Origin of the sequence: Mycobacterium sp. E796 (assembly GCF_001672815.1) — a bacterium.
Lineage (GTDB): Bacteria > Actinomycetota > Actinomycetes > Mycobacteriales > Mycobacteriaceae > Mycobacterium.
Map to the genome: position 1 here is coordinate 35,785 of NZ_LZKK01000304.1, position 16,756 is coordinate 52,540.

Annotated in this window: 13 protein-coding genes; 6 read left to right on the plus strand and 7 right to left on the minus strand. The window is 68.8% G+C overall.

Going from position 1 to position 16,756, the window contains the following annotated elements; all coding sequences use genetic code 11:
* Positions 1 to 10: 10 nt before the first annotated feature.
* From A5706_RS23735 to A5706_RS23745, 3 genes are all read right to left on the minus strand, one after another.
* Positions 11 to 310: a PE family protein gene (locus A5706_RS23735; protein WP_066912455.1), complete on the minus strand. Its 300-nt coding sequence runs from the start codon at positions 308 to 310 to the stop codon at positions 11 to 13.
* Between the two features lie 216 nt (positions 311 to 526).
* On the minus strand, positions 527 to 1,798 hold the full coding sequence (locus tag A5706_RS23740) for a PPE family protein (RefSeq protein ID WP_068136179.1): 1,272 nt from the start codon (positions 1,796 to 1,798) through the stop codon (positions 527 to 529).
* Positions 1,799 to 2,221: 423 nt separating this feature from the next.
* Positions 2,222 to 2,416 (minus strand): ferredoxin, encoded by a 195-nt coding sequence (locus A5706_RS23745; protein ID WP_068136180.1) that lies wholly within the window; start codon positions 2,414 to 2,416, stop codon positions 2,222 to 2,224.
* Positions 2,417 to 2,684: 268 nt separating this feature from the next.
* On the opposite strand from A5706_RS23745, the gene A5706_RS23750 reads away from it, so the two are divergent.
* The gene (locus A5706_RS23750; protein WP_068136184.1) at positions 2,685 to 3,860 is read left to right on the plus strand and encodes a cytochrome P450; all 1,176 of its coding nucleotides are present in this window, start codon (positions 2,685 to 2,687) and stop codon (positions 3,858 to 3,860) included.
* 43 nt (positions 3,861 to 3,903) lie between these two features.
* On the opposite strand, the gene eccCa is transcribed toward A5706_RS23750, so the two are convergent.
* Positions 3,904 to 8,073, minus strand: coding sequence for a type VII secretion protein EccCa (gene eccCa, locus A5706_RS23755; RefSeq protein ID WP_068136186.1), 4,170 nt, complete (start codon positions 8,071 to 8,073; stop codon positions 3,904 to 3,906).
* Entirely contained in the window at positions 8,070 to 9,590 is a 1,521-nt protein-coding gene (eccB, locus tag A5706_RS23760) for a type VII secretion protein EccB (RefSeq protein ID WP_068136189.1), read from the minus strand. Before eccB ends, eccCa begins: the two co-directional genes overlap by 4 nt.
* 373 nt (positions 9,591 to 9,963) lie before the next feature.
* Between eccB and malQ the strand changes: the two genes are divergently transcribed.
* From malQ to A5706_RS23780, 4 genes are all read left to right on the plus strand, one after another.
* Positions 9,964 to 12,129, plus strand: coding sequence for a 4-alpha-glucanotransferase (gene malQ / locus A5706_RS23765; RefSeq protein WP_068136213.1), 2,166 nt, complete (start codon positions 9,964 to 9,966; stop codon positions 12,127 to 12,129).
* A 24-nt stretch (positions 12,130 to 12,153) separates the two neighbouring features.
* Positions 12,154 to 13,047 (plus strand): LLM class F420-dependent oxidoreductase, encoded by an 894-nt coding sequence (locus A5706_RS23770; RefSeq protein WP_068136193.1) that lies wholly within the window; start codon positions 12,154 to 12,156, stop codon positions 13,045 to 13,047.
* Positions 13,044 to 13,511 carry a nuclear transport factor 2 family protein gene (locus A5706_RS23775; protein WP_068136196.1) on the plus strand — a complete coding sequence of 156 codons (468 nt, stop codon included), beginning with the start codon at positions 13,044 to 13,046 and terminating at the stop codon, positions 13,509 to 13,511. The genes A5706_RS23770 and A5706_RS23775 overlap by 4 nt, the downstream gene beginning before the upstream one ends.
* 263 nt (positions 13,512 to 13,774) lie before the next feature.
* Entirely contained in the window at positions 13,775 to 14,020 is a 246-nt protein-coding gene (locus A5706_RS23780) for a hypothetical protein (protein WP_068136200.1), read from the plus strand.
* 8 nt (positions 14,021 to 14,028) lie between these two features.
* Here A5706_RS23780 and A5706_RS23785 read toward each other — a convergent pair whose 3' ends face one another.
* Entirely contained in the window at positions 14,029 to 14,457 is a 429-nt protein-coding gene (locus A5706_RS23785) for an SRPBCC family protein (protein ID WP_197517955.1), read from the minus strand.
* Between the two features lie 83 nt (positions 14,458 to 14,540).
* Positions 14,541 to 15,098 carry a hypothetical protein gene (locus tag A5706_RS23790; RefSeq protein WP_068112056.1) on the minus strand — a complete coding sequence of 186 codons (558 nt, stop codon included), beginning with the start codon at positions 15,096 to 15,098 and terminating at the stop codon, positions 14,541 to 14,543.
* Between the two features lie 235 nt (positions 15,099 to 15,333).
* On the opposite strand from A5706_RS23790, the gene A5706_RS23795 reads away from it, so the two are divergent.
* Positions 15,334 to 16,756, plus strand: a 1,423-nt coding sequence (locus A5706_RS23795; RefSeq protein ID WP_068136207.1) for a DUF4407 domain-containing protein, incomplete at its 3' end; no start/stop codon positions are given.

The following is a 16,756-nucleotide window of genomic DNA, read 5'->3' on the forward strand; positions in this document are numbered from 1 at the left end:
CCTAAACCCCCTAGCCGGCCGCGGCCGCGTTGGCCGCCTCGGTCGCCGCGTAGGACCCGGAGCTGATGCCCAGGGTGCTGACGAACTGCTCGTGGATGGCCGCGGCCTGAGCGCTGACGGCCTGGTACATCTGGGCGTGCGCGGCGAACTGGGCCGCGGTCAGCGCCGACACCTCGTCGGCTGCAGCGGGCACCACACCGGTCGTCGGGGCTGCCGCCGCGGCGTTCTGGGCGCTCAACGCCGAGCCGATACCCTGCAGACTGCCTGCCGCCGCCGCCAACGCTTCGGGCTGTGTAGTCACAAACGACATTTTCGTTTCCTCCTCAACTTTCAGGCTCGATGACCTTCAAGGAATGCTCTTCGCTGCTGAAGTTCGCTTCAGACAGGGCTTGCTAGTGAGACTAATTGGATCCCGTCGGGTCGCGCCTCCTTAGCGCCAACTGTTCATTGCTGGACAACTGCTGTTCACTCGGGGCAGCCCTGGGCAGGTTTGCCGGCTGAAAGGTCATCGTTCGCCGCCTCTCGATCATCCGGCCGACGGCGGTCGGGTCAGCACGCTATAGCGGAAGCCGTACTTTGTGGTGTAGCCGTAGCCAGCGCTGCGCCGTCCGACGGCCCCGGTCGGGATGCCGCGCAGCAGGGCGTTCCCCGGTACGGCGCTGCCACCCGCGTTGACGGGCGGCGTTTCTTCGGACACGGCACTGACCAGCGTTGCCTGCGCGGTCGGGTTGGTCCAGTTCGCGGGAACCGACAGTCCCCCGATCCTGCCGGCCTCGCCGGCGCTCGCCGAGACGGCGCCGGCGGGGTGCACGCCGCCCAGGCCTCCGATGCCGCCCAGGTGCAGGCCGGCGAACTGGGGTGTCGGGAACCAGGCGCCACCGGCACCGGCCGTCGCACCGCCGGGGCCGAAGGTGAGCTGCTGGCCGATCGACCACCCGAAGTTTCCGATACCGACCCCGAAGTAGGCCTGCGCGAACTGCCGTATTTCGTTGCCCAACGGGCTGACGCCGGTGGCGGGGAATGCCAACCCGTTTGCCCTGATCCCGAACCAGTCGTTGGTCGCGGTCGGCAGCCCATACTTGATGAAGTCTTGCAGTTGCTGCTGCAGCATCGAGAACGGCCAGTTGGTAAACGTGTAGCTCCCCAGCTGCTGCAGCGCGAGTTGCTGCAATGCCTGAGGGATCGCGAGAATCTGGTCCAGCACCGTCTGCGCGGCCGGCTGCGCGGTGGCCTGGGCAACGGCAGCGCTCTGGTTGGCCGCCGCGGTCGGGGTGCTGGTGGTCGGCGGCTCCGGATACGGGGTCAGCACCGTGGCGGCGGCCGAGGAGGCGGCGTAGCCGTACATCGCCGCGGCGTCCTGGGCCCACATCTCCATGTACTGCGCCTCGGTGGCCATGATCGCGGGCGTGTTCTGCCCGAAGAAGTTGGTCGCGACCAGCGTCGCCAACAGCACCCGGTTCGCCACGATCACCGGCGGCGGCACCGTCAGCGCAAACGCCTCCTCGAAAGCGCCCGCCGCCGCGCGGGCCTGGCTGGCGCTATCCTCGGCCAGGCCGGCGGCCGTGCTGAGCCAGCTCACGTAGGGCACCACCGCGTTGACCATCGCCGTCGACGACGGCCCGACCCAGGGAGCGCTGATCAAATCGTTAATCACGGAGTCGTAACCAGAAGCCGCCGTGCTCAGCTCCGACGCCAGCTCGTCCCAAGCCGTCGCGGCGACCATGATGGACTCCGCCCCCGGACCCGCGTACATCCGACCGGAATTGATTTCGGGCGGTAGCGCTCCGAAGTCGAACACCGTGTCCTCCTCAGTTGGCCATGATCGCGGCGGCGATCATCGCGGTCAGGTACAAGCCATGGTGGTTGCGGTCACAACGTTGTTGACCAGCAAACCCAGTCGATCGGACGTTCCGCGCACCGTGGCGCACCGCTTCCCTCTGCCCGAAATAGGTGCTCCGGCACCAGGATTGCCTGGACTTCCGGTCAAGAACGACATGCCCAATCCGCCTCGACTAACCCGCTGTCAGCAACCGAGCGACAGCTCCTTCGTGCCTGAACTGCCGCTCGCGAACGACATTAGCTGGTCGCGCTTGGAGCTCCGACCGACGATGCCAAGTGTTCATTCCCAGCCAACCAATGTTCACTCCCGGCCAGCGGCGGTTTACCAGAGACAACCGAATGTTCATCGTGCGTTTCCCAATCGGTTCGCCTTGCTGGGCTGCTAGTCCTCTTCGAGGATCAGCGCCATTTCCGGGCACGAGGCAACGCCGTCGCGCGTCAACTGTTCATCCTCGGGCCGCACCTCGTGCTCCTCGAGGATCGAATAGCCAGACTCGTCGATGGGGAACAGCTTTGGATCGACGGCATAGCACTGGGCGTGGCCTACGCACTTGGACGTTTCGAGACGAACCTTCACAAGGTTTCCCTCTTCTTTTCCATCTTCGTTTCCAGCGGCGGCATTCGCGAAAACCCGGAACGGACGATCGATAGGTAGATTATCCGGTCGATAAAGTCTAGGAGACGGTTGCAGATCGGGGCCTACACGAGTGGTGTCCCCCTCGTGCCCCGTGGGATATTGATGTGCCGTCGGCAAGCCGGTGACGAGAGGATCCGGGCGGGTCCGGCGGCGTCGACGACGACGGCGACAACACGAAAACCGAACGGACAAGCGGAGATCAGAGCGCATGAGCACTCTCGGCGAAGGCCAGCCGGCCACCTTCCACCTACCCCGGCTGGAATACACCAAGCTGCCGATGTCCGCCGACCGCGGCGTCGGATGGAAGACGCTGCGGGACGCCGGGCCGGTGGTGTTCATGAACGGCCACTACTACCTGACGCGGCGTGAGGACGTGCTCGCCGCGCTGCGCAACCCCAAGGTGTTCTCGTCGCGGCTGGCGCTGCAACCCCCGGGCAGCCCGTTGCCGGTCGTACCGCTGGCCTTCGACCCGCCGGAACACACCCGCTACCGCAAGATCCTGCAGCCGTACTTCAGCCCGCAGGGACTGAGCGAGTCACGGCCGGTGCTGCAGCGGCACGCCGCCGAGATGATCGCCGCGCTCGCCGAACAAGGCAAGTGCGACGCGATGGCGGATTTCGCGCGGCTGTACCCCTATCAGGTGTTCCTCGATCTCTACGGCCTGCCGGTCGAGGATCGGGACCTCATCATCGATTGGAAGGACGCCGTCATCGGGGAGCGGCCCTACATGACGCCGGAGGACCACGAAAAAGCCCGCAAGCTGCTCGCGTATCTCACCGACGCCATCCAGAAGCGGCGGGAAAATCCGGGCACCGACATGTTGTCCCGGGTGATGACCGGCGAGGGCAACTTCACCGACCTCGAGCTGCTGGGCATGAGCCACCTGCTGATCCTCGCCGGCCTGGACACGGTGACCGCGTCCATCGGGTTCTCGCTCTACCACCTGGCGCGCCGGCCGGACCTGCGTGCGGCGCTACGCGACAATCCCCGGCAGATCAGGGTTTTCATCGAGGAGATCGTGCGGCTCGAGCCGTCGGCGCCGGTGGCGCCCCGGGTGACGACGGAGATCGTCGAGGTGGGGGGCATGACGCTGCCCGCGGGCACGCCGGTGCGGCTGTGTATGGCCGCGGTGAACCGGGACGGCAGCGACCCGATGTCCACCGACGAGCTGTTCCTGGACGGCAAGGTGCACCGGCACTGGGGATTCGGCGGCGGTCCGCACCGCTGCCTGGGTTCCCACCTGGCGCGCATCGAGCTGACCATCATCGTGGCGGAATGGCTCAAGCAGCTGCCGGACTTCGAACTGCCCGAGGATTACACGCCGGAGATCAAGTTCCCGTCGAAGACCTTCGCGCTCAAGACATTGCCGCTGCGCTGGGCCTGATCTCATTCAGACCCAGCGCAGCGGCCAATCCCAGTAGCGGACCCTACTTGCGGAACTCGGTCGCGGCCACCTGGACGAACACGCCGGTGTCCTCGGCCATCAGCAGGCCACGGCCGCGGGGCAGCGGGCCACCCTTCATCTTGCCGCGGATGAAGCCCTCGTCGGGGTCGGCGTCCATCACCAGCAGCGGCGCGTTCGCCTGGTGCAGCGCCCGCAGCATCGGGTCGCTGCCCGCCGACGACCAGCCACCGAACGTGCGGGTGACGATCACGTGCAGGCCCACGTCGGCGGCCCTGGTCACCCAGGCGGCGGCCTTGTGCAGCGGCGAATCGAAACCGGCCGGCAGCTGCTGGATGTCGTCGACGATGAGGAAGATCTCCGGGCCGCTCCACCACGAGTGCGCCAAGAGCTCCTCCGCCGACAGGCCGGGCGGTGGTTCGCGGCTGGCCAGCAGGGCGGACATGTCGTTCATCATCGCCTGCACGCCGTCCAGGTTGTACGCGAACTTCTCCACGTACTCCGAGCCCAGCACCGTCAGCAGCTGACGGCGCGGGTCGACCAGCCACACCTGGGCGGAGGGCCGCCCGGCCGGTGGCGGCGGCGCGCTGCTGGCGCCGGGCGCGTACAGCCGCCCGATTTCCGACATGATCGTCGCCAGCGTCGTGGTGCGGCCACACTCGCGCCGGCCCGTCACCATCAGGTGCGCGTTCTCGGCGAAGTTCAAATAGACCGGCGCCAGATCCAATTCCGATATGGCCCAGACGATTCCGCCGGCACCCACCCCTTGGCGGGTGTCGCGGGCCGCCAGCTCGCGCACCTGCTCGACGCCGAAGCGCGCCGGCAGGCGGCGGATCGGCGGGGCCTGGCCGCTCGCCAGGCGGCTGACCGCCTCGACGATGCTGTCCGACGCGAATGTGTGGTCGGGCGTGCTGGCCAGCGCGGGCCGGGCCACCAGGGTGTGCAGGCCGGCCTGCGGGTCGGCGTCGAGGCGGACGTAGTTGACCGCCACCATGCCGCGTCCCGGCTTGACCGGAACTTCCTTGGCGAACCGCGAGCGCACCAGCTTGGCGTCTTCGACCGCGGCCAAACGCAATTCGACGCGCGAACCGAAACCGCTACGCACCGGCGGCCGCAGCTCCGACTCGCGGTCCGCGGTGACGACCACGTGCACACCGAACGAGGGCCCCTGGTTGATGATCAGGTTCACCTGCTCGATCAGCACCTCGTTTTCCTCGGCCAGCGCCCGGTAGTTGTCGATCACCAGGTAGACGTCGCCGAACCCGTCGTTGGGCACCGGCCCGGCCTCACCGCCGAACTTGCGGCGCCGGAACACCTCCATCGAGGCGATCCCGTATTCGAGGAAGCTGCGCTTGCGCTCGCGAACCAGCGCCAGCAGCTCGGCCACCGTGCGGCGCACGCCGTACGGATCGGTCGGACCGGCCACCTCACCCACGTGCGGCAGACGGGCCACCGTGGTCAGCGCGGTGCCGCTGTAGGCCAGGCAGTAGAACTGGACCTGCTCCGGCGTGTGGGTCAGCGCCGCCGAGCAGATCAGCGTCTGCAGCGCGGTGGTCTTACCCGAACCGCCGGCCCCCAGGATCAGCACGTTGGCACCGGGTCCGGAGGTGTCGACCGTCCACGGCGGCTGGTCGTGCTTGAACGGCCGGTCGATGATCCCGATCGGGAACACCAGGTTCTGCTCGGTGCCGTAGTCCTGCTGCCACTGGCGGCCGATGAACCGGTTGACCAGATCGTCGATGGCGACGGGTTCGTTCAGCGGCGGCTGCCACAACCGGTAGGGCTCGAAGTCGATCCGGCGCAGCTGATCGATGATCACCGTGCCGACCTTGGGCGTCCTGATGCCCTCGTCGTCCTCGCCCTCGGCTTCCAACACCTCGGGCAGCTCACCGTTAGAGCCGTTCGTGTGAACCGCCTCGATGGTCGGCCCACCGACGCTCACCTCGAGCGGGGTGAACGAGTTGGTAAACAGTTGCGGGCGAACGTAATCGATGCTGTGCACCAACGCCGGAGCCTCGTCGCCGTCGATGGTGACGCCGCGCGAGATGTAGTCCCGCCACAGGAACTCGGCCTGGAACCGGACGATGTCCTCGAGGCTGCGGCGGAAGTAACCCAGACCCGCCTGGGCCGGCAGGTTCACCGCGTTCGGCACGCCGGCCGCCTGCGCCGCGCCGGCGGTGCGGGCCTTCAGCACCAACCGGTAACCCATGTTCTCCATGAGCTTTTCGGCCCGGCTCTCAATCGTCTGGGACGCCATCATCAGGTGGATCCAGTAGGCGCGGCCCTGACGGCCGATCGAGTCCAGAACGTCGACGGCGGTCGGCATGATGCGGAACCACTCGTAGAACTCGTCGATGACGACCACCAGCATCGGCAACGGCGGCATGTCCTGGCCGCGGGCCCGCATCCGGGAGCGCACGCTGTTGTATTCCTTGGCGTCGTCGACCCCAGCGCTGTCGCAGATCGCCTTGCGGCGCGCGATCTCGCCCCACAGCGCGTCCAGGAAGCGCTCCATCAGGGCCTGGTCCTCTTCCAGGTCGGTGATGATGCGCGACACGTGCGGCACACCGGCGAACGGCTTGACGGCCGAACCACCCTTGAGGTCGGCCAGCACGAACTGCAGCTCCTCCGGCGGGTGGCCGAGCATCAGCGACTCGATCACGGTTCGCACCAGCGTCGACTTACCCGAACCCGTCGTTCCGGACATGACCCCGTGCGGGCCGTCGCCGCCTTCGTCCAGCGACTTCATGTCCAAGAACAGCAACTCGCCGTTGTCGGAACGATTGCCGAACGGGGCGCGCAACCGCGACCGGCCCATCGCGTCGGTGCGGCTGCCCCACAGCGAGTCGAAGTCGATGTCGGCCGGATCGTCGATCCCGTAGTAGGTCAGGATGTCCCGGGCGCCGATGTGGGCCACCCGCTGACCGATCTCTTCGTACGCCTCGGCCAGCCGCCAGCGCGCCAGCTTCTGCGCGAACTCCTCCGATTCCTCGACGCTGAGGTGGTCGGTGAGTGCGAAGAACCACGGCTTCTCGTCGATTACCATCCAGGTGTCGCGGTCGCGCGGCAGGGCTTCGATCACGCCGCGGTCGTCGAACTTCAGCGTCCGCTCGGGGACGGACGCCCACATCGACGAGCCGGTCAGGTCGAAGAACGTCACGCCGTCGATGCCCTCGGCGCTGATCACGAACTCCCATTGCGGATCCGTGACGTCGGCGATGATCACGGTGTGCGGCGTCGGGGTCTGCGCCGACGAGCTGGCGTGCCGGGGCGTGAAAGAGCCACGGCCGGCGAACAATTCGGCCTGCTCCGCGGCGAACTCCCGCACCGAGCTGTAGACCATGCGGGCGTTGCCGGCCGCGTCCTGGCGCCGCGAGTCGCCGAAGTGCGGCAGCCACTTGACCCAATCCCATTGGTCCAACTCGGAGCTGACCACGACCATCTGCACGTGGTCGGGACCGTGCGAGAACGCCAACTGGCAGATGATCGCCCGCATCAGGCCCAGCACCTGCTCGCGGTTCCCGATCAGCGAGTACCAGGGCTCGACCAGCAGGGAGATCATCTTCGGCAGGTTGTAAACGACGCTCTGGTAGCGGCCGAATTCCTGCAGTGCCTTACCGGTAACCGGCTCGAGCTCGATGTCGGTCGGCATGTTCTGCGGCTCACCCCAGGTCACCTCGGGACGGGTCATGCCCACGCCGACGCGGACGACACCGAAGTTCAGGTCCTTGCCGTCCGGCTTGCGCTCCCACATCCGCGACGAGCCCACCGCTGCGGGCAGCGTGTCGGGCGCCGGGTGGAACCAGCGGTAGTTGGCGTCCATGCTGTCGGCCGACTCGTGCGCGGTCTCGCGCAGCATGTCGAGCATCAACATGAACTGGGCGCGCATCGCGTCCAGCTTCGGCCGGCTCATCTGCTGCTGGCCGCCGAAGCGCCCACCGAACATCATCATCGCCATGCCGCCGATCATGAAGATCGGGAAGATCGCGCCGACGCCGCCGAAGACGTGCGAGCCGCTCGCGAAGGTCATGGCGACCATGCCGCCCAGCAGGCCGATCACGACCACGCCGACCACGACGATCCACCACGGCTTGCCCTCCGGCGGGGGGATGCTCAGCGGGGTCGGGAGGACGATGTTCTCCGGCTTGATGACCGGGGGCTTCTCCGGTGTCGGGCGCGCGAATCCACGTTTCATCGGGGTACCACCAACTCTGCAGGGGACATGTCCATGGGCAAGGTGTCGTGCTCCACCAAGGCGTCCGCCCGCGACAGGGTCGGGCCTTGTGGCAGCAGCCGCAGCGCCACCCACGGCGCCAGGCTAGGGGCGGTCTTCAGGCCGAGGGCCTCGCGGGCCTCGCGGGTGTCGTCGACCCCGAACCGCGCGCCGGCGTCGGTCAGCCACCACAGCGATTCGGTGGTCTTGGCGCCCGGGTCGTTGCCGGTGACGGCCACGAAATTGGCGTGATCGGGGCCGAAGTACACCTGGTCGGCTTCGCGGCCGGTGGTGTCGGCCTTCACCAGCGACACGACCTTGCTCATCTCCTTGGACGCGACGGGAATGGTCGACCCGGAGATGACCTGGATGCGGGCCCGGTTCTCACCGGAGGTCTTCTGCCACCACCAGCAGGTCGCCGGGTTCTCCCGGATGTCCATCACGTTCAGCGGGTTGTCGGGATACGACGACAGGTCCAGCTTGTTGACCACCGGCATCTTCGCCAGGGACGACGGTTCGACCGTCACCGGCTTGTTGTTGCCGGGGCCGCCGGCGTTCTGCAGGATCTGCGCCACCAGCGGGGGCAGCGTCTGCACGCCGTCGGCCAACACCAACGAATACTGTTGCGGCCCACTGATTTGCGGGGTGACGATCACCGTCCCCACCGGGCCGGGCGCCCCCGCGAACGTGGCTGGGGCACCGGCGCCGGGAATCTCGGGCACCGTCAGCTCCGGCCCCACCGGCAGCGCGTCGTAGAGCGCGCGGCTCATCGGCTTCGCCATGCTGACCTGCTCGGGCGTCAGTCCCAGCGGCAACAACACCGAGCGGTTCATCGCGTCGATCTTCGACCGGCGCCCCTGCCGGACCACCCAGGCGTCGTCGCCGTACCGCAGCACCACGGCGTCCGAGCCGTTCAGGACCTGCCGGTGGCCGCTGAGGTCCGGGGTTCCGTCGATGACCGTCACGGTCACCCCGGATGGCGCCCCTACGCCGGTCGATCCGGCGACGGTGTCGCACACCAGCCACGACGACGCGGACGGGGTCTTGGGGGCGAAGTTCGACGGTGCGCCCGGGATGCCCACCAGGGGCCCGCGCGGGAGGCTCGCGATCTGGCTCGACCGGACCAGGTGCGGGTTGTCCGGCCGCCCGGTGATCAGCCGCGCCGACGCCAGGTTCAGCGCCGGGTACAACTTGTCACCCACGCGGACGTAGAGGGCGCCGGAATCGCGGTCGGCGATGATCGGCGACTCGTTGATCTGGCCCGACGGGCTGATGAACGACCACAGCAGGGCGCCCAGGCAGATCACCAACCCCGCCGAAACCGAGGCCACCAGCGCCAGCGTCTGGCGGCGGCCGGGCTCGATCTCCATGCGGACCCGCCAACGGGTCAGCGCCATCGAGGTCCGTCGGGCCAGGAACTGGTAGCCGGTTACCTGGGTCTTGGTCGACAACCCAAGGCCGTACCCCGACCCCCGCTGCCCGCGACTCTCTTCCGCCACGTTAATTCACCATCCGGTCTGCTAGAACGCCTGGACATTGTCCTTGAAAAATATCCGGGCGCGAATTGCTTCGACAACCGTGACAACCGTAAGGGACGCCCACGGACCTCGCCACGCGTTCTCGTCCGCGTTCACTTGGATTCAATCTGGCCGCGCAGACGAATCCCGCCTCGTTCCGGTCGTGAGTGTCGCGAACCGTGCCAGCAGCGCCGCTGGCAGTCTTGCTGTTCCCCACTCATCCCCCGGCTGGATTCCTCACGTCTTCACTGGGCATGTTAACCGGGGACGGCCACTTAGTCCTGTCGAATGCCCAGCTTCGCCGTCCGGCTCGGCGATGAGGCGACGGAACGGCTTCTCAAGCAAGATGGGCGACATGACGGAGCTCGCGCCCTCGCTGGTCGAACTCGCCCGCCGCTTCGGCATCGCCACCGAGTACGACGACTGGACCGGTCGGCGCGTGCTCGTCGCTGAGCACACGCTGGTGGCGGTGCTTGCCGCGCTCGGCGTCGCCGCCGGCACTGAACAAGAGCGCAACGTCGCCCTGACCGCGCAGCGGCGGTCGTATTGGGAGCGCCGGATGCCGGCGACCATCGTCGGGCGAACCGGTGAGCAGATCCGATTCTGGGTGCACGTGACGCACGGTGATCCCGCCGAAGTGTGGCTGCAGCTCGAGGACGGCACCGTGCGCGGCGGGGTGGTACAGGTCGACAACTTCACGCAGCCGTTCGATCTGGACGGGCGCTGGATCGGTGAGGCCAGCTTCGTCCTGCCGGCGCACCTGCCGGTCGGATACCACCGCGTCCACCTGCGTTCCGGCGACTCCGAGACGAGCACGGCGCTGATCGTCACGCCGGACTGGCTCGGGCTGCCGGAGCAGCTCGGCGCGCGCCGCGCGTGGGGTCTGGCCGCGCAGCTCTACAGCGTGCGGTCGCGGCAGTCGTGGGGCGTCGGCGACCTCACCGATCTCGGCGACCTCGCGGTGTGGTCGGCGTCCCGCCATGGCGCCGACTACGTGCTGGTGAATCCCCTGCACGCCGCCGGATTTTCCGGGCCGGCCGGCCTCAACAGCCGGATGGAGCCGTCGCCGTACCTGCCCACGTCGCGCCGCTTCTTCAACCCGCTCTACCTTCGCGTCGAGGCGATCCCCGAATACGCCGAACTGACCAAGCGGGGCCGGGTCCGCCGGCTGCGATCGGACGTGCAGCACCGGGCGGGAAAACTCGACGCCATCGACCGCGACGGCGCCTGGGCGGCCAAGCGTGCGGCGCTGCGGCTGCTGCATCGGGTGCCCCGCTCGGCGGGCCGTGAGCTGGCCTACGCCGCGTTCCGGGACCGGGAAGGCCGGGCGCTCGACGACTTCGCCACCTGGTGCGCGCTGGCCGAGGAATACGGCGACGACTGGCACCGCTGGCCGGAGTCGCTGCGGCACCCCGGCGCCGCCGGCGTCGAGGGCTTCGTCGAACGGAATTCGGACGCCATCGATTTCCACCGCTGGCTGCAGTGGCAACTCGACGAGCAGCTCGCCTCGGCGCAATCCCAGGCGATACGCGCGGGGATGGCGCTGGGCGTCATGCACGACCTGGCCGTCGGGGTGCATCCCAACGGCGCCGACACCTGGGCCCTGCAGGATGTGATGGCGCTGGGCGTGACGGCAGGCGCGCCTCCGGACGAGTTCAACCAACTCGGCCAGGACTGGTCGCAGCCGCCGTGGCGCCCGGACCGGCTGGACGAGTGCGAATACCGCCCCTTTCGGGCGCTGATCCGGGCTGTGCTGCGGCACGCCGGCGGCGTCCGCATCGACCACATCATCGGGCTGTTCCGGCTGTGGTGGATCCCGCGGGGCGTCCCGCCGACCGAGGGCACCTACGTGCGCTACGACCACGAGGCGATGATCGGCATCGTCGCCCTGGAAGCCCACCGCGCCGGGGCGCTCGTCGTCGGCGAAGACCTCGGCACCGTCGAACCGTGGGTCCGCGACTACCTCTTATTACGGGGCGTGCTGGGCACCTCGATCCTGTGGTTCGAGTTGGATCGCGACGGGAACGGCGGGCCGCTGCCGGCCGAGCGCTGGCGCGAGTATTGCCTGTCGTCGGTCACGACCCACGATCTGCCGCCGACAGCCGGTTACCTGGCCGGCGACCATGTCCGGCTGCGGGAGTCCCTGGGGTTGCTGACCCGGCCGGTGGAGGTCGAGTTCGAATCCGACCGGGCCGAGTTGGCGGCCTGGATGGCCGAGCTGCGCCGGGTCGGCCTGCTCGGCGAGGGCGTTGACGCTCAACACGACCCGGAGCAGGTGATTCTCGCCCTCTACCAGTACCTGGGCCGGACGCCGTCGCGGCTGTTGGGGGTGGCGCTGACCGACGCGGTCGGCGACCGGCGCACCCAGAACCAGCCGGGCACCACCGACGAGTACCCGAACTGGCGGGTGCCGTTGACCGGCCCCGACGGCCGACCGGTGCTGCTGGAGGACGTTTTCACCGATCAGCGGGCGGCCGCGCTGGCCGAGGCCGTCCGCGCGGCGATCGCGGCGCCCCGATAAACCCACCTGTTAGCTTCGATGGCCATGACGGCTCCCCCGAAAATCGCGGTCCTGGCCCCCGTCGCCGAAGGCGTCACCGCGGATCCGGAATGGATGGCGAGCTTCGCGGGCCACCTGGACCGGTGCGGGTTCGAATCGATCGTGGTCGTCGAGCACACCGTCCTGGCCACCCGCTACGACAGCGTCTACCCGTACGACAGCTCGGGGCGGGTCGGGCTGGCCGCCGACTGCCCGATTCCCGACCCGCTCGACGTGCTCGCGTTCTTGGCCGGGCAGACCAGCCGGCTGCGGTTGGCCACCGGGGTGCTGGTGCTGCCCAACCACCACCCGGTGGTGCTCGCCAAGCGTGCGGCAACCGTCGACGCGCTCTCGGGCGGACGGCTGCGGCTGTGCGTCGGCGTGGGCTGGCTCAGGGAGGAGGTCGAGGCGTGCGGCACGGAATTCGACTGCCGGGGCAGGCGGGCGGACGAGCAGCTGGCCGTGTTGCGGGCGCTATGGGCCGACACGCCGCAGGGGGTGTCGCACCATGGCGAGTTCTTCCACTTCGACGACGTGGTGTGTTATCCCAAACCCGTTGCCAAGCAACGACTTCCGATCTATATCGGCGGGCATAGCAAGGCGGCGGCCCGCCGGGCGGGACGGTTCGGCGACGGCCTGCAGCCGCTCGGCGTGGCCGGTCCCGAGCTCGCGTCGTTGATCGCCCTGATGCGCGACGAGGCGTCTGCGGCCGGCCGCGACCCGGCGGCGCTGGAGGTATCGCTGGGCCACGCCGTCACCAAGATCGATGCCGAGCGCGCCGGCGTCCTCGCCGATCAGGGGGCCGACCGGATCGTGCTGTCGATGCCGCCGACCGCCGACATCGAGGAGGCCAAGGACGTCCTGTCGGCGTGCGCCCAGCGGCTGTCATTGGGCTCGTGACCATCTCGGCGGCTGACCGCGCGGCCCTCAGCGATCTGGTGCACCGATACGCGGCGTATGTGGATGATCGTCAATTCGACTCGGTCGCAACACTTTTCACCGAGGCCGCCGAGCTGACGGTGCCCGACCCGCCGGACGCGCTGGGGCCTGTCCACTGCCACCGCGGCCACGAGGCGATCGGCGCCGCGGTGGCCGCCGTCGCCGCCGTCACCCGCACCGAACACGCCATCGTCGGCGAGGTCTACGACGAGACCGCCCAGGGCACCGCCGCCGGGCGCGTCGCCTGCGTCGCGCACCACTGGAGCCCGCGCGGGGACGAGGTGCTCGACGTGGTGTGGCACCTGCGTTACGACGACGAATACCGGCTGACCGACGCGGGTTGGCGGATCGGCCGGCGGGCCCTGACCATCAACGCGATCGAGACCCGGCCGACCCGCCGATTGCGGCCGCGCGACCCCGCCTAGCGGGGCAATTTCACCGCGGGCTTCAGAAGGTTATGCCCAAACTCGCAGCGCCCCACCAAGGAACCGATTCTGCGGTGAAAACCGTCATTCCGGTTCGTCGCCGACTACCGCGACATCGGCAGCGGTTACGGGGGCTATAAGCGAGGACCACAAATATTTCGGGCGGCACCAGGCCTGTAAGGCGGCAAAGTCGTTTGCTCAGAGGGGCTTTCGGGTAGCCGCAGGAAAGCGGTCGAACGAAAGCGACTTTGGAGGAGGCGGTCATGGGGCACCTCGCGCGGCGTCATTTCGCGAGTGACCGGGAGCGCTCCCCCGGCTTGCTCGTCGTCGCCGCGGCCGCCCTGGCATTGGTGATCTCCGTGATCAATTTCGCCCTCGGCGACGCGGGCGGCGGCGTTGACGCGGCGATCGTCGGACTGCTGGCGTTCGGTGCCGGGCTGGCGTGGCTTGCCATGGACCGCAGGGAAATCCGCGAGGCCGAACGAGGCTGGCACACGGATCGGCGGTAGGCGCAGGGCTACTGCAGGTTGGCCAAGTTGTTGACCGAATTGCGGATGTCCGAACGCAGCACCCTGGCGACCAGTCCCCCGACCGGGCCGCTGAGCACCCCGCCCTTGAGGTCCGCCGTGAGGTGAAGCTTGGATCCGGGATGGTCGTCGGAGATCGTCACGCCTACCCCGATGCGGATCCCGCCGCGGCCCCGGCCTTGCAGCTCAACCGCTTTCGGTGCGTCATAACAGGTGACCTCCCAGTGGATGATGTTCCGGAAGCCCTTGACCCTAATGCACGACGAAACACACGTGCCCTTCTCGATCGTCGACGGAACCGGCCCGCGCCAGCCACCGAAAATCGTCAACCACTCGTCGAACCGGCGCAGGTCGGACGCCAGCTTCCAGGCGGTTTCCGGCGGCACATCGGACGCCATCGAAACATCTACTCGTGCCAACGGTTCTCGCTCCTCGCCAGGCGGTCACGGACGTTGCATCCGCATACCCGCCTGTCCCGAAGGGATAAACCCGGCGCGCCGGCTTAGGGCCAGGCCTCCGCCAACTGGTGGGCCACGTCGATGACTTGGGCTGCCTGCGACTGCGGCGAGTCGATCTCCTCGGCGACGTACGCGGCGATGAAGCGGCGGATCTCGCCGTCGACGCCGGCCAGGATGCGCAGCACCTCGCCGCGGAAGGATTTCGACGACACGTTGACGGTGATGTCGGAGGGGCGCGGTTTGGCGACGTCGACGATCAGCAGCAGGGGCTCGGCGGCCCGTGCCGTGGCGCGCAGCGCGATGTCACCGGAGACCACGAACCGCTGCTTGTCGAGCCGAAGATCCAGCAGCAGGTCGAGGGCCAACGGGATGTGAATGACGAATGTGATCTCGTCCCCCAGGCGCCGGGTCACCTTGGGATCGTGGATCTTGACGTTGGCGCTGACCTTGGCGATCCCGCCGGGGCCCTGGGCGATGGGCTCCATGGCGAACTCGTTGCCCGCGATGTCGGCGAACGCGGCGGCGACACGCTCGGGGGTGACCGCGACCTCGAAGAACCTCCGGCCGAACTCTTCGTAGGTGACATAATCGTGGTTTGGCATAGGCTTATACCGTCTCACGTCCCCTGCCGGAACGGTCGCTGATCTGCTCGCGTCGCAGCAAATTCGAGCCAGGCGTGGCCCCGGCCCAGGCTGGGCGGACCCGATGGGTTTCACGAGGATGTGACCCCGCACCCACTCCGTTGCGCTGTGAATATCACCACACGCGTGGCGCCTGGATTCGGTGCGCCGGCCGCCGGCCTGGGAGGCTGGACTGACTTGGAGGTGTTGAGAGCTGATGTGCGCCCAGGAAGCTACTGCGTCGCGCTCGTTCAAGTCCCGGATCCAGGGACCGCTCACTTGGCTCGGCGGCGGCCACCGGCGCGAGCTCGGTGAAAGCCACGAGCGGCGGGCTCAGGCCGAGGAAGCCCTGGCCGGTGCGGTCGTGTTGCTCGCGGCCACGCTGGCCTGGCTGGTCGCGGGGCTGGCGTTGCGGGAGTCCACCCGCTGGCCAACGCTCGCCGTCGTGGCGCTGGCGCTCGTCTTCGGCCTGCTGGTTGGTGCGGTGACCCGCGGCACGGCCGGCGGACCCGGGCGGCGCTGGCCCGGCGTGGTGGCTCGCGGGGCCGTCGCGATCGCCGTCGGCGTTGTTGTCGGCGAGCTCGCCTCCCTCGTCATCTTTGCCAGCTCGATCGACCACCGGCTCGACGAACGGGCACTGCGCGACGCCGACTCGGCGCCGGCCGTCGTGCGGGCCTCGGCGTCGCTGCAACAATCCAGGGACGCGCGGGCCGGGCTCGAGCGCGCCGTCGCGCAGGCCCGCGAACGCCAGGACCAGGCTTTGGTCGTGGCACGCTGCGAGTACAACCCCACGCCACCCTGCCCCCAGACCCGGATCACCGGCGTGCCCGGGGCCGGGCCCGAAACCCGAACCGCGAACGAGCTTCTCGCCGACGCGCAGCACGAACTGGACGACGCGTTGGCGACCCGTGACCGCCAGGCGCCCGAACTGGACGCCCAGATCTCCCGCGAGGAGCAGGCCCTGGCCCGGGCGCGTCAGGACGTGGCCGCGGACGCCGGCCGGGGGCTCGGCGCGCGCTGGGTTGCCATGAACGAGGTCACCCTCGCCGGCGCCGGACCGTTGGCGCTGCGGCTGGCGGCGAGTGCGTTCTTCGCGCTGTTGTGCCTGCTGCCGCTGATCCTGCGGCTGTGGCGTGGCGAGACGACGCAGGACCGGCACGCGACCGCGCGGGCCGAGCGCGAACGGGCCGAGGTCGAGGCGGAAACCGCCATCGCGATCAAACGAGCGCAGGTCCGCCGCGAGGCCGAGATCATGTGGGCCGAGCACCGACTTACCCAGGCCCGGCTCGCCATCGAGGCGCAGACCGAGATCGACCGCGAGCAGCAGCGAAGGCGGGTGATGGACGCCCTCGAGGCGCCGGTGCGCGCGTCGTCGCTGCGTACGTTCGAGCCGGTGCAGGACGACATCTACTTGCCGATCGCGGCGGAGGCGGAGGCGGCCAGCCGGGCGATCGCGCCGTTGCCCGCCGACCAGCACGAGCCCGAGGTCGAGGTGGCACCCGAGACCCCCGCGAACCTGCCCGCCCCGGTCGAGGCGGGCGGCGAGGTCGAGCCCCACGAGGAGCGGGCAACGCCGCTGATCCCATCGCTTCCGGACGCCACCAAGGCCGCCGCCCGCTGGATTCGCCCGCTGGTCCCGC

Bases quoted from the DNA above. Each gene is read 5' to 3' on its own strand.
- A5706_RS23735 (WP_066912455.1), bottom strand. From the start codon at position 310: ATGTCGTTTGTGACTACACAGCCCGAAGCGTTGGCGGCGGCGGCAGGC.
- A5706_RS23750 (WP_068136184.1), top strand. From the start codon at position 2,685: ATGAGCACTCTCGGCGAAGGCCAGCCGGCCACCTTCCACCTACCCCGG.
- eccCa (WP_068136186.1), bottom strand. From the start codon at position 8,073: ATGAAACGTGGATTCGCGCGCCCGACACCGGAGAAGCCCCCGGTCATC.
- malQ (WP_068136213.1), top strand. From the start codon at position 9,964: ATGACGGAGCTCGCGCCCTCGCTGGTCGAACTCGCCCGCCGCTTCGGC.
- A5706_RS23770 (WP_068136193.1), top strand. From the start codon at position 12,154: ATGACGGCTCCCCCGAAAATCGCGGTCCTGGCCCCCGTCGCCGAAGGC.
- A5706_RS23780 (WP_068136200.1), top strand. From the start codon at position 13,775: ATGGGGCACCTCGCGCGGCGTCATTTCGCGAGTGACCGGGAGCGCTCC.
- A5706_RS23790 (WP_068112056.1), bottom strand. From the start codon at position 15,098: ATGCCAAACCACGATTATGTCACCTACGAAGAGTTCGGCCGGAGGTTC.